This window comes from Bradyrhizobium jicamae, assembly GCF_018130695.1.
Taxonomy (GTDB): Bacteria; Pseudomonadota; Alphaproteobacteria; order Rhizobiales; family Xanthobacteraceae; genus Bradyrhizobium; species Bradyrhizobium jicamae_B.
The window spans coordinates 79,223-103,801 of record NZ_JAFCJX010000010.1; the positions used below are offsets into that span (position 1 = coordinate 79,223).

The 24,579-nt window shown below is 64.3% G+C and carries 19 protein-coding genes and 2 tRNA genes; 7 read left to right on the forward strand and 14 right to left on the reverse strand.

The features are described from left to right. Nucleotides 1–6: 6 nt before the first annotated feature. From JQ604_RS16250 to JQ604_RS16270, 5 genes are all read right to left on the reverse strand, one after another. Nucleotides 7–2,871 carry a valine--tRNA ligase gene (locus JQ604_RS16250; RefSeq protein ID WP_212358425.1) on the reverse strand — a complete coding sequence of 955 codons (2,865 nt, stop codon included), beginning with the start codon at nucleotides 2,869–2,871 and terminating at the stop codon, nucleotides 7–9. Nucleotides 2,872–3,063: 192 nt separating this feature from the next. Continuing rightward, nucleotides 3,064–3,792 (reverse strand): PopZ family protein, encoded by a 729-nt coding sequence (locus tag JQ604_RS16255; RefSeq protein WP_212358426.1) that lies wholly within the window; start codon nucleotides 3,790–3,792, stop codon nucleotides 3,064–3,066. Nucleotides 3,793–4,196: 404 nt separating this feature from the next. Continuing rightward, entirely contained in the window at nucleotides 4,197–5,576 is a 1,380-nt protein-coding gene (locus JQ604_RS16260) for a TolC family outer membrane protein (RefSeq protein WP_212358427.1), read from the reverse strand. Nucleotides 5,577–5,799: 223 nt separating this feature from the next. Continuing rightward, complete coding sequence (locus JQ604_RS16265; protein WP_212358428.1) at nucleotides 5,800–6,465, reverse strand: protein-L-isoaspartate O-methyltransferase family protein; 666 nt, start codon at nucleotides 6,463–6,465, stop codon at nucleotides 5,800–5,802. A gap of 136 nt (nucleotides 6,466–6,601) precedes the next feature. Next, nucleotides 6,602–6,796 carry a hypothetical protein gene (locus JQ604_RS16270; RefSeq protein WP_212358429.1) on the reverse strand — a complete coding sequence of 65 codons (195 nt, stop codon included), beginning with the start codon at nucleotides 6,794–6,796 and terminating at the stop codon, nucleotides 6,602–6,604. Between the two features lie 270 nt (nucleotides 6,797–7,066). Between JQ604_RS16270 and JQ604_RS16275 the strand changes: the two genes are divergently transcribed. Beyond that, a tRNA-Asn gene (locus tag JQ604_RS16275) sits at nucleotides 7,067–7,141 on the forward strand. Nucleotides 7,142–7,263: 122 nt separating this feature from the next. Here JQ604_RS16275 and JQ604_RS16280 read toward each other — a convergent pair. Together JQ604_RS16280 and JQ604_RS16285 are read right to left on the reverse strand one after the other, a co-directional pair. Beyond that, nucleotides 7,264–7,422 (reverse strand): hypothetical protein, encoded by a 159-nt coding sequence (locus JQ604_RS16280; protein ID WP_212358430.1) that lies wholly within the window; start codon nucleotides 7,420–7,422, stop codon nucleotides 7,264–7,266. A 122-nt stretch (nucleotides 7,423–7,544) separates the two neighbouring features. Beyond that, on the reverse strand, nucleotides 7,545–7,913 hold the full coding sequence (locus JQ604_RS16285) for a hypothetical protein (protein ID WP_212358431.1): 369 nt from the start codon (nucleotides 7,911–7,913) through the stop codon (nucleotides 7,545–7,547). 58 nt (nucleotides 7,914–7,971) lie between these two features. On the opposite strand from JQ604_RS16285, the gene JQ604_RS16290 reads away from it, so the two are divergent. Both JQ604_RS16290 and JQ604_RS16295 read left to right on the forward strand, forming a co-directional pair. Beyond that, entirely contained in the window at nucleotides 7,972–8,199 is a 228-nt protein-coding gene (locus JQ604_RS16290; protein WP_212358432.1) for a hypothetical protein, read from the forward strand. 239 nt (nucleotides 8,200–8,438) lie between these two features. Then, nucleotides 8,439–8,651 carry a hypothetical protein gene (locus tag JQ604_RS16295; RefSeq protein ID WP_212358433.1) on the forward strand — a complete coding sequence of 71 codons (213 nt, stop codon included), beginning with the start codon at nucleotides 8,439–8,441 and terminating at the stop codon, nucleotides 8,649–8,651. A 68-nt stretch (nucleotides 8,652–8,719) separates the two neighbouring features. Here JQ604_RS16295 and JQ604_RS16300 read toward each other — a convergent pair. From JQ604_RS16300 to JQ604_RS16325, 6 genes are all read right to left on the reverse strand, one after another. Next, nucleotides 8,720–8,793 (reverse strand) — tRNA-Cys (locus tag JQ604_RS16300). Nucleotides 8,794–8,850: 57 nt separating this feature from the next. Further along, nucleotides 8,851–9,567 carry a tRNA-uridine aminocarboxypropyltransferase gene (locus JQ604_RS16305; RefSeq protein ID WP_212358434.1) on the reverse strand — a complete coding sequence of 239 codons (717 nt, stop codon included), beginning with the start codon at nucleotides 9,565–9,567 and terminating at the stop codon, nucleotides 8,851–8,853. Between the two features lie 38 nt (nucleotides 9,568–9,605). Further along, a complete protein-coding gene (locus JQ604_RS16310) occupies nucleotides 9,606–12,761 on the reverse strand; it encodes an efflux RND transporter permease subunit (protein WP_349631108.1) in 3,156 nt (1,051 codons plus the stop codon). Further along, entirely contained in the window at nucleotides 12,758–15,886 is a 3,129-nt protein-coding gene (locus tag JQ604_RS16315) for an efflux RND transporter permease subunit (RefSeq protein WP_212358435.1), read from the reverse strand. The genes JQ604_RS16310 and JQ604_RS16315 overlap by 4 nt, the downstream gene beginning before the upstream one ends. Then, nucleotides 15,883–17,301 (reverse strand): efflux RND transporter periplasmic adaptor subunit, encoded by a 1,419-nt coding sequence (locus tag JQ604_RS16320; RefSeq protein ID WP_212358436.1) that lies wholly within the window; start codon nucleotides 17,299–17,301, stop codon nucleotides 15,883–15,885. Before JQ604_RS16320 ends, JQ604_RS16315 begins: the two co-directional genes overlap by 4 nt. Beyond that, nucleotides 17,291–18,760, reverse strand: coding sequence for an efflux transporter outer membrane subunit (locus tag JQ604_RS16325; protein WP_212358644.1), 1,470 nt, complete (start codon nucleotides 18,758–18,760; stop codon nucleotides 17,291–17,293). The genes JQ604_RS16320 and JQ604_RS16325 overlap by 11 nt, the downstream gene beginning before the upstream one ends. A gap of 369 nt (nucleotides 18,761–19,129) precedes the next feature. On the opposite strand from JQ604_RS16325, the gene JQ604_RS16330 reads away from it, so the two are divergent. The 4 genes from JQ604_RS16330 to JQ604_RS16345 all read left to right on the forward strand — a co-directional run bounded on the left by JQ604_RS16330 (nucleotide 19,130) and on the right by JQ604_RS16345 (nucleotide 23,726). Then, entirely contained in the window at nucleotides 19,130–20,452 is a 1,323-nt protein-coding gene (locus JQ604_RS16330) for an NAD(P)/FAD-dependent oxidoreductase (protein WP_212358437.1), read from the forward strand. Nucleotides 20,453–20,455: 3 nt separating this feature from the next. Further along, nucleotides 20,456–21,304, forward strand: coding sequence for a DUF1365 domain-containing protein (locus tag JQ604_RS16335; RefSeq protein ID WP_212358438.1), 849 nt, complete (start codon nucleotides 20,456–20,458; stop codon nucleotides 21,302–21,304). A 53-nt stretch (nucleotides 21,305–21,357) separates the two neighbouring features. Then, the gene (locus JQ604_RS16340) at nucleotides 21,358–22,587 is read left to right on the forward strand and encodes an SAM-dependent methyltransferase (protein ID WP_212358439.1); all 1,230 of its coding nucleotides are present in this window, start codon (nucleotides 21,358–21,360) and stop codon (nucleotides 22,585–22,587) included. Between the two features lie 104 nt (nucleotides 22,588–22,691). Then, entirely contained in the window at nucleotides 22,692–23,726 is a 1,035-nt protein-coding gene (locus tag JQ604_RS16345) for a cysteine synthase A (protein ID WP_212358440.1), read from the forward strand. A gap of 108 nt (nucleotides 23,727–23,834) precedes the next feature. Here JQ604_RS16345 and JQ604_RS16350 read toward each other — a convergent pair whose 3' ends face one another. Then, on the reverse strand, nucleotides 23,835–24,575 hold the full coding sequence (locus JQ604_RS16350) for an amino acid ABC transporter ATP-binding protein (RefSeq protein ID WP_249158296.1): 741 nt from the start codon (nucleotides 24,573–24,575) through the stop codon (nucleotides 23,835–23,837). Nucleotides 24,576–24,579: the final 4 nt, after the last annotated feature.

Here is a 24,579-nt window from a genome sequence, read left to right on the forward strand (position 1 = left end):
TGTTGCCTAAGACGCTTTTTTCAGCCGCTCCAGCGCCTCGAGGATTTTCTCCCGGCGCGCCACGGCCGCCTCGCGCTTTTCCTTCTCTTCCTCGACGACCTCTTCCTTCGCGTTGGCGACGAATTTCTCGTTGGAGAGCTTTGCGTCGGCCCGCTTGATGTCGGCGTCGGCCTTGCCGAGTTCCTTCTCGAGCCGGGTCCGCTCGGCAGCGACATCGACCACGCCCTTCAGCGGTATGGCGACGGCTTCGCCGCGAACCAAAAGCTGCACGGCGCCATCGGGCGTCGTATCGGCAAAGGAAATCTCCGACAGCCGCGCCATCCGCTTCGCGACGTCGCTCCAGCGCTGCGCACGATCCTTCGTTTCGGCCGAGGCACCGACCAGCACCAGCGGAGTCAGCGTCGACGGCGGAATGTTCATCTCCGCCTTCACCGAACGCACCGTGCTCAGGAGATCGACCAGCCAACCGATCTCGGCTTCGGCGGCGGGATCGCTGAACGGGACACTCTCGGGCACGAGCAACGCCGGCGGGATCAAGGGATCGGTCGGGGTCGCCAGCGACATCGCGATCTGCTCGGGCGAGATCGAAGGCGCCTTCAGCGGCCAGTCCGTCAGCACCAGCATCTGGTCGCGCCTGGCCGTCACCGACCACAGCTCTTCGGTGATGAAGGGCATGAAGGGATGCAGCAGCTTCAGGATCTCGTCCCTCACCCACGCGATCATGCCGCGGGTCTCGGTCTTCGCCGGCCCGTCCTCGCCCATCAGCAGCGGCTTGGTCAGCTCGACATACCAGTCGCAATAGACGTTCCAGACGAAGCGATAGATCGCATTCGCGGCATCATTGAAGCGGTAGGCCTCGATCGCCTCCGTCACCTCGCGCGTCGCCAGTGCCGTCTCATGCATGATCCAGCGGTTCAGCGTCTCCTTCGCCTCTTTAGGCGCGAAGCCCGCGGGGATCGCCGCGCCATTCATCTCGGCGAAACGGCAGGAATTCCACAGCTTGGTCGCGAAGCTGCGGTAGCCGTCGACCCGGCTCTCTGCGAGCTTGATGTCGCGGCCCTGGGCTGCCATCGCCGACAGCGTGAAGCGCAGCGCGTCGGCGCCGAACTTTTCGATCAGGTTGAGTGGATCGATGACGTTGCCCTTCGACTTCGACATCTTGGCGCCCTTCTCGTCGCGGACGAGGGCGTGGATGTAGACGATCGAGAACGGCACCTCCTTCATGAAGTGCAGGCTGAGCATCATCATGCGCGCAACCCAGAAGAAGATGATGTCGAATCCGGTGACCAGCGTGTTGGTCGGATAGTAGCGCTGAACCTCCGGTGTCTCGTCGGGCCAGCCGAGCGTCGAGAACGCCCACAGGCCGGAGGAGAACCAGGTGTCGAGCACGTCCTCATCTCTGACGATGAAGCCCTCGCGCTTGGCGGGGTCTTCCGCCATCTCGCGCCCCTGCTCTTCGGTGATCACCTCCTGCTCGACGTAATAGCCAAGCGCGTGACCGACCGCTTCTTCCTCGGTCTCGGCGACGAACACCTTGCCGTCGGGACCGTACCAGGCGGGAATCTGATGGCCCCACCACAGCTGGCGCGAGATGCACCAGGGCTGGATGTTCTCCATCCACTCGTAATAGGTCTTTTCCCAGTTCTTCGGCACGAAGGTCGTGGCGCCCGAGCGGACGGCTGCGATCGCCGGCTGCGCCAGCGTGTGCGCGTCGACATACCACTGGTCGGTCAGGAACGGCTCGATGACGACGCCCGAGCGGTCGCCATGCGGCACCGTATGCACGTTCGGTTCGATCTTCTCGAGAAAGCCAAAGCTCTCCAGCCGCTCGACGATGCGCTTGCGCGCGGCGAAGCGCTCGACCTGATGCAACTCTTCGGCAAACTGCTGCGCGCCTTCGGGCAGACCGCGCAGATAGTCCTCGTTGTCGACCAGGTTGAGACAGCCCTCGCGGTCGAACACGTTGATCTGCGGCAGGCCGTGGCGCTTGCCGACCTCGAAGTCGTTGAAGTCGTGTGCCGGCGTGATCTTGACCGCGCCGGAGCCCTTCTCGGGATCGGCGTAATCGTCGCCGATGATCGGAATCCGGCGGCCGACCAGCGGCAGGATCACGTGCTGACCGATCAAATGGCCGAGCCGCTCGTTCTCCGGATGCACCGCAACGGCCGTGTCGCCCAGCATCGTCTCGGGCCGCGTGGTCGCGACCACGATGAAGCTCGCGGGATCGTCCGGATTGAACGGCTTGCCTTCGATCGGATAGCGCAGATGCCAGAGGCTGCCCTTGACCTCGACCTGCTCCACCTCGAGATCGGAGATCGCGGTGAGCAGCTTCGGGTCCCAGTTGACCAGGCGCTTGTCCTTGTAGATCAGCCCCTCGCGATGCAGTTCGACGAACACCTTCACGACCGCGCGCGACAGACCCTCGTCCATCGTGAAACGCTCGCGCGACCAGTCGCAGGAGGCGCCGAGCCGCTTCAGCTGGTTGACGATGGTGTCGCCGCTCTCGGCCTTCCACTGCCAGACCCGCTCGAGGAATTTGGCCCGCCCGAGGTCGCGCCGGCCGGGCTCCTGCCGTTCCATCAATTGCCGCTCGACCACCATCTGGGTGGCGATGCCGGCGTGATCGGTTCCCGGCTGCCACAGCACGTCGCGGCCGCGCATCCGCTCGAAGCGGCACAGCACGTCCTGTAGCGTGTTGTTGAGGGCGTGGCCCATATGCAGCGAACCCGTCACGTTCGGCGGCGGGATCACGATGCTGAAGGGCGCGGCACCCTTGCGTTCGGGCCGGCCGGCCTTGAACGCGCCGCTCTCCTCCCAGACGCGGGACATCCGGCTTTCGATATCGGCGGGCTGGTAGTTTTTCTCGATCATGACAATGCGCTAAAGGACCATGGGAATGGCTAGAAAGCCGCCGGAACGCGCCAAGTCAACCTGACTGACGCGCAGGACAGCAATTAGAGCGTTTTCGAGCGAAGTGGATGCCGGTTCGCGTGAAGAAAACGCGTCAAAACGAGAATCTACCGATTTGGGTGGCTGAATGAGGGCTTTGGCCCCCTCACCAAGTCAGCGGCCGCGCGATACCCGCTCGATCTCGGCCTTGACGATGCGCTCGACCAGCCCCGGCAGGTTGTCGTCCAGCCAGGATTTCAGCATCGGGCGGAGCATCTCCTTCACCAGGTCCTCCAGCGTCCGCGCATTGTTGCTGAGCACGGTGTTGGCGAGCGAATTGAAGGCGGATTCGACCGATCGCATCGTCGTGCTGGAGATGATGGGCGGGGCCTGCACGGCCTGTTCCATCGGCGGCGGATCATAAGCCGGCTGGTGGTGCAGCGCTTTCGCGGCATTCGACTCGGTGAACTCGACGTCGTCCTCCGGCTCGACCTTCTGGAACGAGGGTGCGGGCGGCGGCGGCGCTGGTGCCGGCTCCGGAATCGCCATCTCGTCGGTCAGTTCGAACACGTCGGCCTCGGGCTGCGGCGGCCTGATGTCGGCTGCCGGCGTGGCCTCATCGAGACTCGCGAGCAGTGCGTCGATGTCGTCCTGACCGTTGGTTTCAGCCGCGGGCGGCGCTGGCGCCGGAGCGGGCTTGGGTGCGGGCGCGGCAGCCTTGGGTGGCGCGGGCGGCGGCGGAGCGGCGGGCTTCGGAGGTGGTGCCTCAGCCTTCGGAGGCGGTGCAGCCGCAGCCGGCTTCTCGGCACCTGCGGGCTTGGCTTCGTCGTCGGCAATGATACGACGGATCGACGCCAGAATCTCCTCCATCGAGGGCTCTTGGACCTTCGCAGGTTGCGTCATCGCCGACTCCACATCGAAACCATTCTACACCAAGCATCACAGGATTCGCTGGTTCCGAATGTGCAGGCCGGGATTTTCATCGCACGCGCCCGACTTGTCCCCAGATCAAGCCCGCCCGACGCATCGCGCGGGGTCCTGCCGCCCCCAAGGCTTTAGGTAAAGGCCTCATCTCAACATCGCGCCGGTCACCGCCTCCGACCCGCCGCGAATCGCTCTGCCGCCCGGAGAAACGGTATGTCAGGGCATTTATCGATTGCAAGCCAACGCAACCAAGCTGCGGCCCGACATGGTCAGACCACAGCCTAGATCACAAAGCCTAGATCAATCTGAAGACGATGATGTGGCGGTTGTTGCGCCAGTTGGTGCAATCGGGAAATCCGCGACGCGGTCTTCCCGATCGGAGATCAACGGCCGTCCGGCGTACGAACGCCGATCCAGCTGTCACGAACCTGATGGTAGTGCACGCTCGGGTCGTAGGTCGTGGTCGCAAGGTTGAGCACCTGCGGCGACAGCCGACCGACGGCTTGCAGGACCGAGTAGGACGCGACCACGCGGTCATGCTGCGCCGTCACCAGCGCGTTGCGCGCGTTGACCAGAGCCTGCTGCGCGTTCAGCACGTCGAGCGTGGTGCGCTGACCGGCCTTGGCTTCTTCGCGCACGCCGTTCAGCGCGATCTCGGACGCCGTCACCTGCGCCTGCGCGGAGGCGACCTGGGCCTTGCCGGCGACCAGCTGGCCCCACGCGGTCACGACGTTGGCACGGGCCTGATCTCGCGTCTGTTCCAGCACGAGACGCTGCTGCGCCAGCGATTCCTTGGATTGGCGGATCAGCGAATATTCCGCACCGCCATTATAGACCGGCACGTTCACTTGCACTAACGCCGAGGCTGTGAAGTTCTTCTGGACCGAAAGCTGCTGATCATTGGCCTGCTGGGCACTGACCTGAAGCCCGACCGTCGGGAACAAGGCGCCTTCGTTGATCTTGACGGTCAGGAAGTTGACGTCGACGCCGAACATCGCCGCAGTGACCTGCGGATTTTGCGTCAAGCCGAGCTCAACGGCAGCCGCCAGCGTGGCCGGCAGGAAGCGATCCACCGGAGATCCCGGTGCAAGGTTCTGCGGTTCGTTGCCGATGACCTGACGGAATTTGGAACGTGTCGTGGTCAGGTTCGATTCAGCCGTGAGCTGCTGGGTCCTGCCGGCGGCGAGCTGCGCCTCCGACTGTGCCACGTCGGTGCGCGTCACTTCGCCGACATTGAAGCGGTCCTGGGTCTGCTTCAGCGTCTGCTCGAGCACGCGCGTGTTGCTGCGCTGAACTTCGACGATGGCGGAATCACGCAAATAGTCCATGTAGGTCGAGGCGGCCGTGAACAGGACGTTCTGCTCGATATTGCGCAGGCCCTCGCGTGCGCCGGACGTCGTGCTCTCGGCGCCGCGCACCCTGTTGGCGGTGACCTGTCCATTGTAGAGGGTCTGGGTGGCGGTGATCCCGACCGATGCCGGAACCAGATTGCCATTGACGCGGATGCCGCTGCTGGTGACGTCCTGATACAGGGCGCCGCCGCTCGCCTGAATGTTCACTTTCGGACGATAGCCGGACAAAGCCTGCGGCACGCCCTCGTCTTGCGCCCGCACAAACGCACGCTGGGCGTTGAGCTGGGGGTTGTTCTGGTAGGCTCGCACCAAGGCGGCATCGATTGTATCGGCGAGCACGGGCGTTGGGCCCATTGCAGCCGATAGGAGGACCGCAACCGCAGCTCCGGTGACAAGCTTCACCCTACGCATCCCCAGTAATCCATTCATATCTTCGCCGGCTGACAAATACGGGCCGGCGTCGCTTCAGACGAAGTGAGTCCCGCCTCACCTTAGTCCGCAGCTAGGCGCAACGGAACTGGTCCGCGAGGCAACACGATGGAAACTCTTCACGTGGGGCAAACGGGCCACACTTCTGATTCAGAACGGAATTTTATCAGCCGCCGCAGTGCAATAGCGGCGACCGACCGGGTGATCAGAAGACGAAGGAAGGAACCTGCGCGAGGCCAGGCAGCACAGGCGCAGCCGCGTCGAACAGCGTCCGATGACCGAAATCGCCGTGCGAGCGGGTTACAACGGTAGCCCGCTGTGGTTGGGAGGTCGCAAAGACCCCAACGAGGCGGCCGCCGTCCTTGAGCTGCTCATAAAGAGCCTTCGGCGGGATCTCGGTCGCACCGTTAAGGACGATCACGTCAAACGGCGCGCTGGTCGCCTCGCCGTCCGCCGCCGCCGCCGTCTTTATACTGACTTGTCCACACCCCTGCTGGGCCAGCACGGTACCGGCCTTCGCGGCGAGCGCCGAATCGCTCTCGGTCGCGACCACGTGAGGCGTGAGCCTGGCGACCACGGCGGCGGCATAACCGGTCGCGCAGCCGACCACCAGGACGCGGTCGCCGTCCTTGATCTCGGCCGCCTGCAGCAGCTTGGCGAACAGCGCCGGCGCGATCAGGCAGCGCTTGGCCGCGCCACCCTCGGCAACGTCGAGATCGAGGTCGAGATAGGCCAGCGCCTGCTTGTCCGCCGGCACGAAGGCCTCGCGCGGCACCAGCAGCATGGCATCGAGGATTCGTGCGTCGGTGACGTCGCTCGGACGCACCTGACCATCGACCATTTTCTGGCGCGCGGTCGAAAAACCGGACATTGGCGGGATCCTGCAGGTCGCGCGGCATTGCCGCGTCAAAGAAAGCTCGAATTGGCCATCTTTTGGAGCAAGCCCCGCCAAAACGCAACACGGCGTTGGCGCACGAAAGCGCGGCTGGTTGCTGCGGGCGGCGAGCCTATTCGATCGTGACGGCGAGCCGGCCGATCAGCCGCGCGACCTCGTCCAGGTGCTCGGAATCATGCTCCTCGACGGCTTTCGCCAGCCGCTGCAGGCATTCATCGTCGCTCATGGCTGGGACATCGGGGCAAAAGACGGTCCGGGGAGCAAGCGTCGGTTCGCGCAGAAACAGGTCGGTCTGGAGAGCGGACATGCAGAATCACCTCTTCGAAACCCGGCAGTCGAAGCGTCGATAGCGATTGAGTCGATTTGGCGGCTAATTCATTCTGTTGTAGGCCACCCACGGCCTTGTGATCGGGGCGCCTTTGGCCCCGATTCCAGACGCCGGGCAGCCGACAAACCCTTGTGCCGCAGCGACTTTCCGCCTCGGCTCGAAACTATGCGGCAGGGTGTGATTTGGTTCTTTGCAAGCCGGAAATGGCCTGTTATACGCTGCCCGCTCGCGAACGACAGTTTCGCCTATTCCTCGGTAGCTCAGCGGTAGAGCATTCGACTGTTAATCGAATGGTCGCTGGTTCGAATCCAGCCCGGGGAGCCAGCAGCTCATGCGCTGGCGTCAACAGTATCTCGTCATCCCGGAATCTCGTCATCCCGGACAAGACATCGTTAGCCACAGTGGCGTTGGGCATTGACGGCCATCGCATGGGAGTTGGCTCAGCGCTAACGCATCGCGTCGACACGCGTGGCCACCATCACTGCGCGCGCCGCGACCTCGCTTTTTGCCGACCTGTAGTCGTTGAAGATTTGTCCGCTCACGAACAGCACTGCGGAAAACACCGCCGCCACCATCAAGGTCGCCAGCTGAGGCATCTCGATCATCGCTTCCGTCCCTCTCCGAGGGCGTAACGGCAGCGGTTTGGCTTGGTTCCTTAAAATGGCGGGATAAAGCTGCAACGGCTCGGCCCCTGCGGTGCTCAGGGGCCGAGGCGAGGATCAGTGGATCATTCAGCCACGAACGACGTGGTCTTGGTGCCGGGGTCGTAGCGCAACCGCAGCACGTTGAACTTGCAGAGGTTGACGTTCTTCCAGAGCACGGACTCGTTGTAGTTCGCCCAGTCGACCTTGATGTTCCAGACGCAGCCTTCGTCCTCGTCGCTGAACTCGACATAGGCGGTGTCCTGGTTCTTCAGGGTCTCGTCGAGTTCGTTCTCCCACTCATCGAGGCCGTCATCCGGTGAATTGAAGCCGAGGAATTTGATGGCGTAGCCGGTCTCGTTGACGACCGAGACGTTGCGGCTGTCGGCGGCAAAAGACGGCGTTGCGGCCAACGACAATCCGATCACCAGCAATGCAGAAAAAATCAATTTCATCGAATCCTCCAGGTGCTCTCCGCCCGCGCGGCGCTGTGCGGGTGCCACGTCAATACCGGTGGAATCGCGCGCCGATCAACTCGTGCGCCGGCTGAGAACAGAGCGTCGAACGGTCGAACCGGTGGGGGATGGCAGCGATGCGGACGCGGCCCACATCCTGGCCACCGCGGTTGAATTTCTGATCGAGAAAACGACGACATTGTCGAGCGCAGCGGCAACGGACGCGCACATGGAGATTCGGGAGTACCGCATCGAAGATGTTGCCTTCGCGGCATGGCCTCCCTAGGTTCGCTGACACCTGCCCGGTTGCGGGAGGCACTGAAATTGCACCAAAGATTATTGGTCAAATGTGAATTGGTTCACACATGGTCCGGTGCGCCGGACCCTAGAGTTCCCGTGGGGCTACTCAACACACTTTTAACCACGACGAACGTGGGCGTTCTTTTGCTAAAATTAGAACGATCCGCTCAATCCAGAAACAAGACGATTTTGCGACGATTGCGCTCTCGGACCCCGGAGGGCGTGATGAGTGAAGTTGAGTTCGATCTGTTGTTGGACGCCGTGAGGACGGCCGTTGCGCCAATTTCAGGGGAGGATTTTTTGACCCAGGCTTCGCCGCGTTTGCAGCCTCTTCCGCGTGCCGCCAATGACAACCGCGCCAATGACAACCGCGCCAATGACAACCGCGCGCCCTGGCCGCTGGTCCCCTTTCCTGAAGGCTGGTACGCCGCCTGCTAATGCGGGCGCGCTCGAACTAGCTAAGGTTGAATCTCGCCTCAAGGGTCTAAGCCCTTGATTTAAATGAGTGGAGGCCACGACCAGAATTGAACTGGTGTACACGGTTTTGCAGACCGTTGCGTAACCACTCCGCCACGTGGCCTCAAGACTTGCGGTGCAAGAGGGCGCACTCTTATACGCCCTCTTCCCGATAGGCAACCTACCCCCGCCGCCGCCTCCTGAAATCCCGCTTCTTCGGTTTTGGCGCCAGCGCCGGCTGCGTCGCCTGCACCTGGCGGAATCGCGCCAGCATCCGCTCGAAGCTTGCGATCAGCGTGTCGGCGATATCCGGTCGCCGCTCCAATGCCGACAAGGTCAGCGCGGCCGCCTCGATCGTGGACAATCCGTCGCGGCGGGGCTCCTTGCGCAACTGGCCATAGCGCGACGGCCGCTTCGGCCCGAGAATCACCCGCTGGCATTTCAGCATCCAGGCGTTGCGCCACCACAGCGCCTTGGCCTGGCTCCAGGTGCCGTCGAGCAGCACAACGCCCTCGATGTCGGCGAGGATGGCGCGCTGGGAGGGCTCGAGCTCACCCTTGCGATTGATGGCGACGATCTCGGCGTCGGTGTCGAGGTCCTCGACCTTGGCCGAGCCGAGATAGAGCACGGCCCAGCGCGACGGATCGGCCACCGGCCGGCCGAGCGCCTTCGACAGGCTCGGCCAGGACAGGCCGATCCGCACCACGGCATCCTTGAAGTGATGCGCGGTCAGCCGGGCGGTGCCGAGCGCCCTGTCCTGCTCCTGCGGATGCAGCAGGATCAGGAGCTGGATGCGGCTCTCGATCGGCGTGACGCTGTCGCAGATGCAGAGCGGCATCGGCTTGCCGCAATGCGGGCAGTCCGGCACGACTTCGGGTGTTTCGACGGGATTCGACATTCAACGGCTATACGCCGGGGATGGCCAAGGCAGCAACCTCAACGCAAGGCCAGCCTGGCAATGCCAAGCGCGACGCTGATGATCCCAATTCCGATGCTGAGCACCTTCAGCTTCTCTCGGCGCGGCAGATCCTTGAACTGGTCGATCAGGAGATAGATCACCGGCGTCGTGTAGAGCGTCAGGATCTGCGACACGAACAGGCCGCCGATGATGGTGATGCCGAGCGGCCGGCGCAGTTCGGTGCCCGGGCCGGTGGCGATCACCAGCGGAATGCCGGCGAACAGCGCCGCCATGGTCGTCATCAGGATCGGCCGGAAGCGCGCCCGGCAGGCCTCGAAGATCGCCTCCCGCGACGACAGGCCCTGGTGCCGCTCCGCCTCCAGCGCGAAGTCGACCATCATGATTCCGTTCTTCTTGACGATGCCGATCAGCAGGATGATGCCGACAAAGGCGATCACGGTCAGCGGCGTATTGGTCACCTGAAGAGCAAGAAGCGCACCGAGCCCGGCCGACGGCAAGGTCGAGATGATCGTGATCGGGTGCGCCAGGCTCTCATAGAGCACGCCGAGCACGATATACATCGCGATCAGTGCGCCGAGGATCAGCAGCGGCTGGCGGCCGCTGGTCTTGTTGAAGTCGCCGGCATTGCCGTCGAAGCTGCCGCGAATGCCTTCCGGCATGTGCAGCTCGTTGACCGCCTGCTGGATGTTCGTGGTGGCGACCTCCAGCGGCACGTCAGGCAGCAGGTTGAACGACACCGTGGTCGAGGGGAACCCCTGCGAGTGATAGACCGCCAGCGCCGCCAATCCGCGCTGCTGGCGCACCAGCGCCGACAGCGGCACCTGCACGTCGTTGGCGCCAGCGACATAGATGCGCTCGAGGTTCGACGGATCGTTCTGGAATTTCGGATCGATCTCCAGCACCACCATGTACTGGTTGCGCTGGGTGTAGACGATCGAGATCTGCCGCTGCGAGAACGCATTGTTGAGCGCGTTGTCAATGTCCTGGACGCGGACGCCGAGGCTCGAGGCGACCTTGCGGTCGATCACGAGGTTGAGCTGCAGCCCGCCGGGATCGCGGTCCGAGGAGATGTCGGTGATGCCCTCCACCGTCTCCATCCGCTTGGCGACGATCGGCGCCCATTTCTGCAGGAGATCGAGATCGGTCGACGACAGCGTGTACTGGTAGTCGGAATCGCTTTGCCGGCCGCCGGTGCGGATGTCCTGTGCCGCGAACATGAACAGGCGAATACCCGGCACCATGAAGAGGTTGCGGCGCAGGCGGTCGATCACCTGCGCGGTAGAGAGCCCGCCCCGCTCCTCCGGCGGCTTCAGGCTGATGAACATGGTGCCGCGGTTGGAGGTCGCCCCGCCCGGGCCGCCGCCCGAGCCGACCGACGAGCCGATGCCGGCGACCGCCGGATCGGCCATCACGATATCGGCGAGCCGCTGCTGCAGCCCCAGCATCGCCTGGAACGAGATGTCGGCGGAGGCGCGCGTCGAGCCGATCACGAAGCCCGAGTCGTCGGTCGGGAAATAACCCTTCGGCGTCTTGACGTAGAGCGTGATCGTCACCCCGATGGTGACGAAGAATACGACCAGGGTCAGCCAGGGATGGACGAGGACGCCGCGCAGCGTCCAGGTGTAGAACGCAACGACCCGCGACAACGTGCCCTCGATGATGCGGTCGTACCAGGTGGCGTGATCGGAGGTCGCTTCCTTGATGTAATGCGCGCAGATCATCGGCGTGACCGTCAGCGACACCACGGTCGAGACCATGATCGCAAAGGTCAGGGTCAGCGAGAATTCGCGCAAGAGACGGCCGACGATGCCGTCCATGAAGATCAGCGGCGTAAAGGCCGCGATCAGCGACAGCGAGATCGACAGCACCGTGAAGCCGATCTGCTTGGCGCCCTCCAGCGCCGCCGGATACGGCGCCATGCCCTGCTCGAGGTTGCGGTACATGTTCTCGATCATGACGATGGCGTCGTCGACCACGAAGCCGACTGAAATCGCCAGCGCCATCAGCGACAGATTGTCGATCGAGAAGCCGGCAAGCCACATCCCCGCGCAAGTGCCGGCCAGCGCTAGCGGCACCGAGACGCCGGCGGCGATGGTCGGCACGCCGCGGCGCAGGAACACGAACACGACCACCATGACCAGCACGACGGTCGCCAGCAGCGTCAGCTGCATGTCCTGCACGCTGGCGCGGATCGTGCCGGTGCGGTCGACGAGCGTGGACACCTCGACGCCGGCCGGGATCCATTCCTTCAGCTCAGGGATCAGCGCGCGGACCCGGTCGACGGTGTCGATGACGTTGGCGTCGCCCTGCTTGGTGATCTGGATCAGCACCGCCGGCTGCTTGTTGAACCAGGCGATCGAGCGTGCGTTACGGACGGAGTCTTCGACCTCGGCGACATCAGAGAGCCGCACGAAATTGCCGTTCGAGCTCTTGATCAGGATGTCGCGAAACTCGGCGGCGGTCCGCATCTGCTTGTTGATCGACAGCGTCTCGCTTTGCCGGCCGCCATTGAAGATGCCCACCGGCCCGAGCGGATTGGCATTGACGATGGCGGTACGGACGTCGTCGGTGGCAATGCCGGCATTGGCCAGCGACACCGGATTGAGCGAGATGCGCACCGCCGGCTGGTCGGCGCCGCTGACCGTGACCTCGCCGACCCCCGGCACCTGCGAGATGCGTTGCGCCAGCACGGTGTCGGCGACGTCGTACATCGCGCTGGTCGAGATCGTCTTGGAGGTCAGCGCCAGCACGAACACGGGCGCCGCGGCCGGATTGGCCTTGCGGAATTTTGGCAGCGACGGCAGGTCACTCGGCAAATCCGCCAGTGACGCATTGATCGCGGCCTGCACGTCGCGCGCGGCGCGGTCGATGTCGCGGCCGATCGAGAACTGCACCTGGATGCTGGTGGTGCCGAGCGAGCTCGTGGACGTGATCTGGTCGACGCCGGAAATCGTGCCGAGCTTGCGCTCCAGGGGAGCCGCGACGGTCGAGGCCATCACCGACGGATCGGCGCCGGGCCGGCTCGCCGAGACCCGGATCATCGGGAAGTCGACATTCGGCACCGAGGACACCGGCAGGAACTCGTAGGCGACGATCCCGATCAGGAACAGTCCGATCGCAAGCAGCGTGGTGCCGACCGGCCTGCGGATGAACGGTTCCGAGATCGACATCACTGCATGCCCTCGGTCGCGCCCGCGACCGGCGGGCCGTGCGGACCGGCCTCGGGCACCGCCTTCTCGATCCGGCGGTTGAGGCGATCCAGCGCGAGATAGATCACGGGCGTGGTGTAGAGCGTCAGCAGCTGGCTGAGCAGCAGGCCACCGATAATGGAGATGCCGAGCGGGAAACGTAATTCGGCGCCGGTGCCGCTCTCGATCGCGAGCGGCAGCGCGCCGAACAGCGCCGCCAGCGTCGTCATCATGATCGGGCGGAAGCGCAGCAGGCAGGCCTGCACGATCGCGTCATAGGACGACAGGCCACGATGACGTTCGGCTTCCAGCGCGAAGTCGATCATCATGATCGCGTTCTTCTTGACGATGCCCATCAGCAGGATGATGCCGATCAGGCCGATCACCGAGAGATCCTGCCCGCACAGCATCAACGCGAGGATGGCGCCGACGCCGGCCGACGGCAGCGTCGACAGAATGGTGATCGGGTGGATGTAGCTCTCATAGAGCACGCCGAGCACGATGTAGATGGTGATGATCGCAGCCAGGATCAGCCAGGGCTGGCCGGCCAGCGACTTGGCGAACTCGGCGGCATCGCCCGCATAGACGCCGACGATGCTGTTGGGCATGCCGATCCGCGTCTCGATCGCCTTCACGGCCTCGACGGCGTCGCCCAGCGCCTCGCCGGGCGCGAGATTGAAGCTCAGCGACGCCGACGGAAACTGTGCCTGATGTGAGATCGCGAGCGGCGCGGTGGTTCGCGTCAGCGTCGCGACCGCGGAGAGCGGCACCTGCGCGCCGGCGGCGCCGGGCAGATAGAGCTTGTCCAGGATCGACGGGTCGCGCTGGTACATCGGCAGGGCCTCGAGCACCACGCGGTACTGGTTGGCCTGGCCGTAAATGGTCGAGATCTGGCGCTGCGCGAAGGCGTCATTGAGCGTGTCGGTGACGCCCTGCAGATTGACGCCGAGTTGGCCGGCGCGCTGCCGGTTGATGTCGAGCGCGGCACGCAAGCCGCCCTCCTGGGTTTCGGAGGAGACGTCACGGAACAGCGGATCGCGGCGCATCTCGGCGACGAGCTTCCCGGCCCATTTCGTCACCTCGGCCGAGTCAGTGCCAGTCAGCGTGTACTGATATTGCGAGCGGCTCGACTGGGTCGAGATCTGCACGTCCTGCACCGGCTGGAAGTAGACGGTCATGCCGGGGATCGATGCCACCTTGGCCTTGAGGCGTTCGACCACCTTGGCGACACCGTCCGGTCGCTCGTCGAGCGGCTTCAGCGTCATCACCAGGCGCCCGACATTGGTGGTCGGATTGACCGAGCCCGAACCGATCACCGACACAACGCCAGTGACGTCAGGGTCGGCCTTGATCGCATCCGCAACCGCAGTCTGGCGCCGCTGCATTTCCGCGAACGAGACGTCGGGACCGGCCTCCGTGACCGCCGTGATCGAGGATGTGTCCTGCAGCGGCAGGAACCCTTTCGGCGCCATCACATACATGAACAGCGTCAGCGCGATGGTCGCGAATGTGACCAGCAAGGTGGTGCGCTGGTGCCGCAACACCACGAGCAGCGTCCGATGGTAGAACGCGACCATGCGGTCGATGAGGCGGCTGATCGCGGCGAGTCCGGGAACCGCGACCTCCTCGTGGATGTTCTTGAGCATCCGCGAGCACATCATCGGCGTCAGCGTCAGCGATACGATGGCCGAGGTCACCACCGCGATCGTCAGTGTCAGCGCGAATTCGCGGAACATGCGGCCGACCAGGCCGGACATGAACAGCAGCGGGATGAACACGGCGATTAGCGAGACCGTCAGCGAGATCACGGTGAAGCCGATCTCGCTGGCGCCCTTCAGCGACGCCTCCATGACCGTTTCGCCCTCCTCCATGTGGCGGACGATGTTCTCGATCATGACGATGGCGTCGTCGACCACGAAGCCGGTGCCGATCGTCAGCGCCATCAACGAGAGGTTATCGAGGCTGAAGCCCGCGAAATACATCACGCCAAAGCTCGTGATCAGCGACAACGGCAGCGCCACGCCGGCGATCAGGGTCGCCCGCAGCGAGCGCAGGAACAGCAGCACCACCAGCGTCACCAGCACGACGCTGAGGATCAGCGTGAACTGCACGTCGTGGACGGAGGCGCGGATGGTGACCGTGCGGTCGGAGACCACGGTCAGCTTGACGCCGGCCGGAATGGAGCGCTGCAGCCGCGGGATCTCCGCCCGGATCTGCCTGACGACCTCGATCACATTGGCGCCGGGCTGGCGCTGGATGTCGATGATCACAGCCGGCGTGCCCTGGTACCAGCCGCCGGTGCGGTCGTTCTCGAGGCCATCGACGATGTTGGCGACGTCGCCGATCGTCACCGGGGCGCCGTTGCGATAGGCGATGATGACAGGCTTGTAGGCGTCGGCGGCTGCGATCTGGTCGTTGGCGGCGATGGTGTAGGACTGCTGCGCGCCGTCGAGCGAGCCCTTCGGTCCCGACACGTTGGCGCCTGCGATGGCGTTGCGCAGATCCTCCATCGCGATGCCGTAAGCGGCGAGCCGGGCGAGATCAGCCTGCACGCGCACGGCAGGCTTGAGGCCGCCGAGGATCGACACTCGGCCGACGCCGGAAATCTGGCTGAGCCGCTGGCCCAGCACGGTGTCGGCGAGATCGCTCATCGCGCGCAGCGAGATCGTCTCCGACGTCAGCGCCAGCGTCATGACAGGCGCGTCGGCCGGGTTCACCTTGGCGTAGACCGGCGGGTACGGCAGAGTCTTCGGCAGGATGCCGGCGGCGGCATTGATCGCGGCCTGCACGTCCTGTGTCGCGCCGTCGATGTCGCGGTTGAGGTCGAACTGCAGCGATATCTGGCTGACGCCGAACGAGCTGGTTGAATTCATCGACGACAGCGACGGGATCTGCCCGAGCTGGCGCTCCAGCGGCGCCGTGATCAGCGAGGCCACCACGTCGGGGCTCGCGCCCGGTAGCTGCGTCGTCACCTGCACGGTCGGGAAATCGACCTGCGGCAATGCGGAGACCGGCAGCGCCCAATAACCGAGCGCGCCGCCGATCATCAGCGCGATCCCGAGCAGCGAGGTCGCGATCGGCCGGCGGATGAATGGTTCGGAGACGCTCATGGCTGCGACTTGGCTGCGCCTGACGGTTCCCCTGCTGCCGGCCCGGTCTGCCCCTTCTGATCGCCCTCGCCGTGCTCGCGCTTCCCGTGGTGCTCGCCGTTCTTACCTTGCCATTCGCCGCGCTTGCCGTCCTTGCCTTGACCCTGCTGGCCCTGACCGCCGCCCTTGCCGTCGGGATTGCGGCTGCGCTTGCGCGGCGCGAGATCGGCTGACGGGGTCTGGTCGTCCTTGCCGACAACGACCTTGGAGCCGTCGGCGAGATTGGCGAAGCCTGTCGTCACCACGCGGTCCGCAGTGGTCAGGCCGCTGGCGATCACAGCATCATGCTCATTTTGCTGTGTCACCGTGACCGGCTTGGCGGTGACGATATCGCCCTCGCCGATCACATAGCTGAAGGTGCCGGCCGGGCCGCGCTGCACGGCCGAGGTCGGCACCACGATCGCCTGCGACAACGTCTCGACCTTCAGCCGCACATTGACGAACTGGCCGGGCCACAGCTGGTAATTGGCATTGGGGAATTCGGCCTTCAGCTTCAGCGTGCCGGTGGTCGGGTCGACCTGGTTGTCGATGCCGGTCAGCTTGCCGGTGTCGATTACGGTGACGCCGTCATTGCCGAACACGTCGACTGCGAGCTGGCCTTTGGCCGCGGCCGCATTGACCCGCATGATCTGCTGCTGCGGCAGGCTGAACCACACCGCGATCGGCTGCAGCTGGGTGATGATCACGAGCCCGGTCGTGTCGGCGGCGTGGATGATATTGCCCTGGTCGACCTGGCGCAGGCCGGCGCGGCCGGAGAGCGGCGCCACGATCTTGGTGTAGCTCAAGGTCGCCGCGGCGTTGTCGATCGCGGCCTGGTCGGCCTTGATCAGCGCCTCCTGCTGCGCGACCGTCGCCTTCTGGGTGTCAGCCTGCTGCTTGGAGCCGGCATTGGAGGCGGCCAGCTGCTGGTAGCGCGCCAGATCGATCTTCTGGTTGGCGAGCAGCGCCTCGTCCTGCGCCTTCTTCGCCACCGCCTGATCGTAGGTCGCCTGATAGAGCGCGGGATCGATCTCGCCGAGCACATCGCCCTTCTTGACGTCCTGGCCCTCGACGAAGTTCACCGCGATCAGCTTGCCGTCGACCTGCGAGCGCACGGTCACCGTGTTGAGCGCCTTCACCGAGCCGACGCCGTCGAGATAAACCGGCACGTCCTGCACGTGCGGGGTGGCCGCCAGCACCGGCACCGGCAGGTCCGGCCGCGCGCCGTTGCCGCGATTGCCGCCTTGCTTGGTCTGGAAGGCGTACCAGCCGATATAGCCGAGGCCGCCAAGGATCACGGCCGTGATCATCAGCGATACCATGCGCTTGAGCAGCCGCGAGATCAGGCTCGGCTTGCGAACCGTGGTCTCGTCGTCTTTCTCCGGCTTAAAGAGCATCGACCGGCCTTTCCATCTTCGGCTCCCAGCCGCCCCCCAGCGCCTGATATAGGCTCACGATCGCCTGCAACCGAGCCAGCTGGGCCTGGGAGTAGGCATCCTCCGCCTGGAACAAAGTCAGTTGCGTGTTTAGCACGGTTACGATGTCCGCCGTGCCTGCGCGGAGCTGCTGCTCAGAGAGTTGAAAGGCCCGCCGCGACGCGGTCAGCACGTCGCGCTGCAGCTGTAGCTTTTTGGTGGTCTCGCGGATCGCGACCAGCGCGTTGTCGACGTCGGTGAAGGCCTGGATCACCGTCTTGCGGTAGGTCTGCAGCAGCTCGTCCTGCTTGGCCTTGGTGTACTCGAAATTGCCGAGGATCCTGCCGCCGTCGAAGATCGGCTGGGTCAGGCTGCCGACCATGCTGAAGAAGGCCGCATGCGGCTGGAACAGCGAGGAGAGCGCCGAGCTCTGATAGCCGCCCTGCCCGGTCAACTGGATGCTCGGGAAGAACTGCGCCCGCGCGCTGCCGACATTGGCGGTGGCCGACGCAAGCTGCGCCTCCTGCCGCCGGATGTCCGGCCGCTGGGTCAGCAATTCCGACGGCAGGCCGGGTGTGACGCGCGGGATCGCGACCGCATTCAGGCTGCCGCCGTCGACCCGCACGCTCTCCGGCGGCCGCGACACCAGCACGGCGAGCGCGTTGATGTTCTGCTCCAGGGTCTGGCGCAGCGGCGGCACCAGCGCGCGCTGGTTGGCGAGCACGCTCTCCTGCTGGGCGACGTCGAGATCGGTGCCGGTGCCGGCCTTCAGCCGCTCCTTGATCGCGTTCAGGATGCGCTCGGCGCTGGCGATGTTGCGCTGGGCGGTGCGCAGCCGGTCCTGCGAGGCCAGCACCGTGAAATAGGCATTGGCGAGCGTCGTCAGCGTGGTCAGCGCCGTGACCTCGCGGTCGAAGCGGTTGGCGACCGATGTCTCTTCCGCCGCCTGCGCGGCGTCGCGGTTCTGGCCCCAGAAGTCGAGCTGGTAGCTCGCGCTCAGATTGGCGTTGTAGTTGACGACCTCGCGCCCGCCATTGGTCAGGCCGCTCGAGCTCGAGCCCGAGGTGCGCGAATAGGTCTCGGAGCCGCCGCCCTGCAGAGTAGGCAAGAGCGCGGCGCCGGCCTGGCGCGCCAGCGCGTCGGCCTGCTTGAAGCGCGCGACGGCCGCGGCGATATCCAGATTGACCTTCTGCGCCTCCTCCATCAGCAAGGTCAGTTCCGCCGAACGGAACGACCGCCACCAGTCGAGCGGCGGCGGCGCGTCGCCGGGCCGCGTCAGCCCGGCCGCCTTGTAGCCCTGCGGCGTGTCGAGGGCGGGATCGGGAATGTCCTGGGTCAGGATGCAGCCCGCGGAACTCACCACCAGCGCAAGTGCCACCAGCGCGCGCGCAACGGACCCGCAGCGAGTTCCAAGCCGCCCCTGGCCCGGCAACGTCATCATGGCAGCAGGCTGGGTCACACCCGCTCTCCGCGCACAGAGTCCGTCCTTGGCGCACGGGGGACGCGTCGAGGGCTGGTCTGTGAGACGTTCACGGGTGATGCTTCCGTTGGAACCGAAGCGGCATATTACCGTCCCGGTGACGGCGCGGACAGTCCCGCGGTTCAATCCGGAGCGCGGGCGAATCATGCCGTTTCGGGGGGCGACACAACTCAACTTACCCTTATTTCATGCAGCTTTCTCGTCGAGTCCCATCTTTTTAGGAGGGCGGAATCTTACAAAGATTTCATGGGTTTTTCCCCTGCCCGATGACGTGAAACCGGGCACCGGTCCTGCCGTATCTCCCCTGTGCCAGGCAGAGGGGGCTTTCGGATGCGCGTCGCGGTGATCGGAACGGGGATTGCGGGCAACGCGGCGGCCTGGACGCTCTCGAAACATTACCCCGTCACCGTGTACGACCGCGAACTGCGGCCCGGCGGCCACAGCCACACCGTGACGGTCGACTACGACGGCACCGAGATCGCGGTCGACATAGGTTTCATCGTCTACAACGAGCTGAACTATCCGGACCTCACCGCGCTGTTCGCTCATCTCGGCGTCGAGACCGTCGAGAGCTGCATGAGCTTTGCGGTAACGGCCGATGCCGGCCGCTTCGAATGGAAGGGCGGCGGCAACAACTGGCTCGAGACGGCAAAGGGCCTGTTCGCCCAGCGCCGCAATCTGCTCTCGCCGTCCTATCTCTGGATGCTCCGGGACATCCTGACCTTCAACCAGCAGAGCGTCGAGGATCACAAGGCGGGCCGGCTCGAGGGGCTGACGCTCGGCGACTATTTCCGCCAGCGGCACTTTGCACCGCGCCTCCTCACGGACTATCTGGCGCCGATGGGGGCTGCGATCTGGTCGGCGCCGGCCAGCGAGATCATGGATTTCCCGGCCGAGAATTTCGTCGCCTTCTTCAGCAATCACCGCCTGCTGCAGTATGACCGGCCGGTCTGGCGCACGGTGAAGGGTGGCAGCCGGCGCTATGTCGAGAAGATGATTGCGGCGTTCCGCGACCGGATCCGGCTCGGCTGCGCCGTCAATTTGATCGAGCGAACGCCGCATGGCGTCGTGGTGCACGACAGCCATGGCGGGCACACGACCTACGATCGCGTCGTGGTCGCCGCCCACAGCGATCAGGCGCTGCGCATGCTTGGCGATGCCGATGACAGGGAGCGCGCCGTGCTCGGCGCGATCGGCTATTCACCGAACACGGTCTATCTGCATCGAGACACCAGGCTGATGCCGCGGCGCAGCCACGCCTGGGCCTCCTGGAATTTTCTGCGCTGGCCGCGCCAAGGTTCGACCGAGCAAGGCTCGACCGACAACGACGTCGCCGTGACTTACTGGATGAACCGCTTGCAGGGCATCGATCAGGACAAGCCGTTGTTCGTCAGCCTGAACCCGCCGTTTGCGCCGAAAGCCGAACTGACCTTCGGCAAGTACATGTGCGAGCATCCGCAATTCAACGCGGCGGCCTTTGCGGCGCAGAAGCAGCTGGGCGAGATCCAGGGCAAGCGGCGCACGTGGTTCTGCGGCGCCTGGACCGGCTATGGTTTCCACGAGGATGGCCTGCGCTCGGGACTTGCGGTCGCCGAGGCGCTCGGCGCGACCGTGCCGTGGCGCACGCCGCTGCTGGCGCAAGCTGCGGAGTAGCCGATGCTCGAGGCCGACACCAAAGCCGACGCTGCCGCGCTCTACCTCGGCGACGTCATGCATGCGCGGCTGAAGCCGATGGGCCATCGCTTCAGTTACCGCGTGATGAGCCTGCTGATCGATCTCGACCGTCTCGATGACGCCGATCGGCAATCTCCGCTGTTCGGCGTCAACCGCCGCGCGCTCTACAGCTTCTACGAAAGGGATCACGGCCCGCGCGACGGTTCATCCTTGCGTGCATTTGCACATCGCTGCGCGGCCGAGCACGGCATCGATCTATCCTGCGGACGCGTGCTGCTGCTCTGCTACCCTCGCCTGCTCGGCTACACCTTCAATCCGCTGTCGGTCTATTTCTGCTATCGCGCCGACGACGAGCTGGCGCTGATGATCTATGAAGTGCGCAATACCTTCGGCGATATCCATTGCTACGTCCTGCCGGTTACTTCAGCGAACCGCAGCGCGGCGGGAATCCGCCAGCAGCAGGACAAGACATTCTACGTCTCGCCCTTCATCGCGATGGCGATGCGCTACCAGTTTCGCGTGTCGCCGCCCGACTCGTCCGTGAAGCTGCGCATCCTCGAGACCGATCGCGAGGGTCCACTGCTGGCCGCAACCTTCAATGGCGTGCGGCAGTCGCTCAACACCGTGAGGTTGCTGAAATCGCTTGTTGCGCTGCCGTTGGTAACCTTCAAGGTGACCGCAGCGATCCATTGGGAAGCATTGCGGCTGTGGGTCAAGGGCGCGCGGCTGGTGCCGCGGCAGCAGGCTGCCAACAATAGCGGCTTGGCGATTGCGGAATCGCGCACATATAATTCTCAGGCGTTGTCAGCCCGCGTCAAGGGACGAAGCTAGCTCGCGAGACGAGCCGGCGATATGCGGGTCGACCGCATTTCGATGGGGCGACCATGGCTGAGACGATTTCGGTCACATCGGAAACCGTGGATGCGCTGCTACCGGATCTGCCGCGCATGGTCCGGCTCGCGCTCGGTTTCGGCGCCAAGCTGAAGCGCGGCACGCTCGACGTCATCCTGCCCGACGGACGCATCGCCCGGCTCGGCGGCAATGGCCCGGGCCCGCTCGCCGTCATGAAGGTCTACGACTATCGCTTTGCGACGCGGCTGTTGCGCAGCGGCGATATCGGCATCGCCGAGGCCTATATGCGCGGCGATTGGGATACCCCCGACCTCACGCAATTCCTCTATCTGTTCTGCGTCAACCAGGACTGGATGCAGACCATGCTCACCGGCAATCCGGTGATGCGAACGGTGCAGACCATCAGGCACTGGTTCAATCGCAACACCAAGCGGCAGGCACGGCGCAACATCTATGCGCATTACGACATCGGCAATGCCTTCTATTCCGCCTGGCTCGATCCGAGCATGACCTATTCGTCGGCGCTGTTCGAGGACGACACGGTCGATCTCACGGCCGCACAAACCAACAAATATCGCCGGCTTGCGGAAGCGATCGATTTGCAGCCGGGACAGACGCTGCTCGAAATCGGCTGCGGCTGGGGCGGCTTTGCGGAATTCGCCGCCAAGACGTTTGGCGCCAAAGTCGTCGGGCTCACCATCAGCCGCGAGCAGCGCGACTTTGCGCAGGCGCGCATCCAGAAGGCTGATCTTGCCGACAAGGTCGAGATCAGGCTGCAGGACTATCGCGACGAGCGCAGCCTCTACGACCGCATCGCCTCGATCGAGATGATCGAGGCGGTCGGCGAGCAGTTCTGGCCAAAATACTTCTCACAGTTGCGCGACCGGCTGCGCCCGGGCGGCCTCGCCGGAATCCAGGCCATCACCATCCAGGACAGTCTGTTCAAGACTTACCGTCGCGACGTTGACTTCATCCAGCGCTATGTGTTTCCGGGCGGCATGCTGCCCTCGCCAGAGATCCTGAAATCGCTCGGCGAGAGCTTTGGTGTGCCCGTCATCCGCGAGCGGATTTTCGGGCAAGATTATGCCAAGACGCTCGCCATCTGGCGAAGCAATTTCCGCGCGGCCTGGCCGAACCTGACGCCATCAGGATTCGACGATCGCTTCCGCCGGCTGTGGGAGTATTACCTTGCCTATTGCGAGGCCGGCTTCCTGTCCGGAAATATCGACGTGCGACAGGTTGTCTTCGCTAAATCGAGCTAAGAAACGCTCCACTTTCGCCGCAGTGCAAAAGGCTTCCCCTTTTGAGCTGGGAACACTAGGGTCGCGCCGGATTTGTAAAAAGAACTGGCGAAGTTACCCCTGACATGACCTTCAACAAAGACGTCATCGAAGCGATCGGCAATACGCCGCTGATCAAGCTGCAGCGCGCCTCCGAGCTCACCGGCTGCACCATTCTCGGCAAGGCCGAATTCATGAATCCCGGCCAGTCGGTCAAGGACCGCGCCGGCAAATGGATGATCCTGGAAGCCGAGAAGCGCGGCGACCTGAAGCCCGGCGGACTCGTGGTCGAGTCGACCGCCGGCAATACCGGCATCGGCCTTGCCGTGGTGGCGAGCGCGCGCGGCTATCGCACGCTGATCGTGATTCCTGAGACGCAGAGCCAGGAAAAGAAGGATATGCTGCGGCTGTGCGGCGCCGAGCTCGTCGAGTCGCCGGCGCTGCCCTTCTCCAACCCGAACAACTATCAGCATATCGGCCGGCGCCTCGCCGATCAGCTGCGCAAGACCGAGTCGAACGGCGTGCTGTTCGCCGACCAGTGGAACAATCTCGACAATCCCAAGGCGCACTACGATTCGACCGGCCCTGAAATCTGGAATCAGACCGGCGGCAAGCTGGATGGTTTCATCTGCTCGGTCGGCACTGGCGGCACGCTCGCCGGCATCAGCCGCTATCTGAAGGAAAAGAACCAGAACATCGTCACCGCCTGCGCCGATCCGCACGGCTTCGGCATGTACAATTTGTTCAAGCATGGCGAAGTCAAATCGACGCCGGGCGATTCGATCACCGAAGGCATCGGCCTCGGCCGCAAGACGCCGGTCGTCGAGACCGCGAATGTGGACACCGCATTCCTGATCTCCGATGAGGAAGCCGTCGCGATCATCTACGAGCTGACCGAGCACGAGGGCCTGTGCCTGGGCGGCTCGACCGGCGTCAACATCGCCGGTGCGATTCAACTCGCCAAGCAACTCGGCCCCGGCAAGACCATCGTCACGATCCTTGCCGATACCGGCGGCCGCTATCAGTCAAAGCTGTTCAATCCGGAGTTCATGCGCTCGAAGAACCTGCCGGTGCCGGAATGGCTGGAGAAGCGCAGCAAGATCCAGTTGCCGTTCGTTTAGCCGCGAATGCTGATGTGTAGGGTGGGCAAAGGCGCTCTTGCGCCGTGCCCACCATTCCCGGCGTGCTCGTGATGGTGGGCACGCTTCGCTTTGCCCCACCCTACAAGATCATCGCAAAATCTGGCTCAAAAACAGCTTCGTCCGCGCGTGCTGCGGGGCGGCGAAGAACTCGTTCGGCGTGTTCGACTCGATGATCTGGCCGGCGTCCATGAACACGACGCGGTTGGCGACCTCGCGGGCAAAGCCCATTTCGTGAGTCACCACCAGCATGGTCATGCCCTCGCGCGCGAGATCGACCATGGTGTCGAGCACCTCCTTGACCATTTCCGGGTCGAGCGCCGAGGTCGGCTCGTCGAACAGCATCACCTTCGGGTTCATGGTCAGTGCGCGCGCAATCGCGACGCGCTGCTGCTGGCCGCCGGACATCTGGCCCGGATATTTGTTGGCCTGATGCGGGATCTTGACCCGCTCCAGGAACTTCATCGCGGTCGCCTCGGCGTCCTTCTTGGGGATGTTGCGCACCCAGATCGGCGCCAGCGTGCAGTTCTCCAGCACCGTCAGATGCGGGAACAGATTGAAGCTCTGGAACACCATGCCGACCTCGCGGCGCACCTCGTCGATGCGCTTGAGGTTGGGGCCGAGCTCGATGCCGTCGACGACGATCTCGCCCTCCTGGAATTCCTCCAGGGCGTTGATGCAGCGAATGAGCGTCGACTTGCCCGAGCCTGACGGCCCGCAGATCACGATGCGCTCGCCCTTGCCGACGTCGAGGTTGATGTCGCGGAGCACGTGGAAATCGCCGTACCATTTGTTGAGGGTATCGATGCTGACGATCGCGTCGGTGGCCATGGGA

Coding starts and splice junctions, on each gene's coding strand:
- JQ604_RS16250 (WP_212358425.1), bottom strand. CDS start 2,871: ATGATCGAGAAAAACTACCAGCCCGCCGATATCGAAAGCCGGATGTCC.
- JQ604_RS16255 (WP_212358426.1), bottom strand. CDS start 3,792: ATGACGCAACCTGCGAAGGTCCAAGAGCCCTCGATGGAGGAGATTCTG.
- JQ604_RS16260 (WP_212358427.1), bottom strand. CDS start 5,576: ATGCGTAGGGTGAAGCTTGTCACCGGAGCTGCGGTTGCGGTCCTCCTA.
- JQ604_RS16265 (WP_212358428.1), bottom strand. CDS start 6,465: ATGTCCGGTTTTTCGACCGCGCGCCAGAAAATGGTCGATGGTCAGGTG.
- JQ604_RS16270 (WP_212358429.1), bottom strand. CDS start 6,796: ATGTCCGCTCTCCAGACCGACCTGTTTCTGCGCGAACCGACGCTTGCT.
- JQ604_RS16280 (WP_212358430.1), bottom strand. CDS start 7,422: ATGATCGAGATGCCTCAGCTGGCGACCTTGATGGTGGCGGCGGTGTTT.
- JQ604_RS16285 (WP_212358431.1), bottom strand. CDS start 7,913: ATGAAATTGATTTTTTCTGCATTGCTGGTGATCGGATTGTCGTTGGCC.
- JQ604_RS16295 (WP_212358433.1), top strand. CDS start 8,439: ATGAGTGAAGTTGAGTTCGATCTGTTGTTGGACGCCGTGAGGACGGCC.
- JQ604_RS16305 (WP_212358434.1), bottom strand. CDS start 9,567: ATGTCGAATCCCGTCGAAACACCCGAAGTCGTGCCGGACTGCCCGCAT.
- JQ604_RS16315 (WP_212358435.1), bottom strand. CDS start 15,886: ATGAGCGTCTCCGAACCATTCATCCGCCGGCCGATCGCGACCTCGCTG.
- JQ604_RS16320 (WP_212358436.1), bottom strand. CDS start 17,301: ATGCTCTTTAAGCCGGAGAAAGACGACGAGACCACGGTTCGCAAGCCG.
- JQ604_RS16325 (WP_212358644.1), bottom strand. CDS start 18,760: ATGATGACGTTGCCGGGCCAGGGGCGGCTTGGAACTCGCTGCGGGTCC.
- JQ604_RS16330 (WP_212358437.1), top strand. CDS start 19,130: ATGCGCGTCGCGGTGATCGGAACGGGGATTGCGGGCAACGCGGCGGCC.
- JQ604_RS16335 (WP_212358438.1), top strand. CDS start 20,456: ATGCTCGAGGCCGACACCAAAGCCGACGCTGCCGCGCTCTACCTCGGC.
- JQ604_RS16340 (WP_212358439.1), top strand. CDS start 21,358: ATGGCTGAGACGATTTCGGTCACATCGGAAACCGTGGATGCGCTGCTA.
- JQ604_RS16345 (WP_212358440.1), top strand. CDS start 22,692: ATGACCTTCAACAAAGACGTCATCGAAGCGATCGGCAATACGCCGCTG.
- JQ604_RS16350 (WP_249158296.1), bottom strand. CDS start 24,575: ATGGCCACCGACGCGATCGTCAGCATCGATACCCTCAACAAATGGTAC.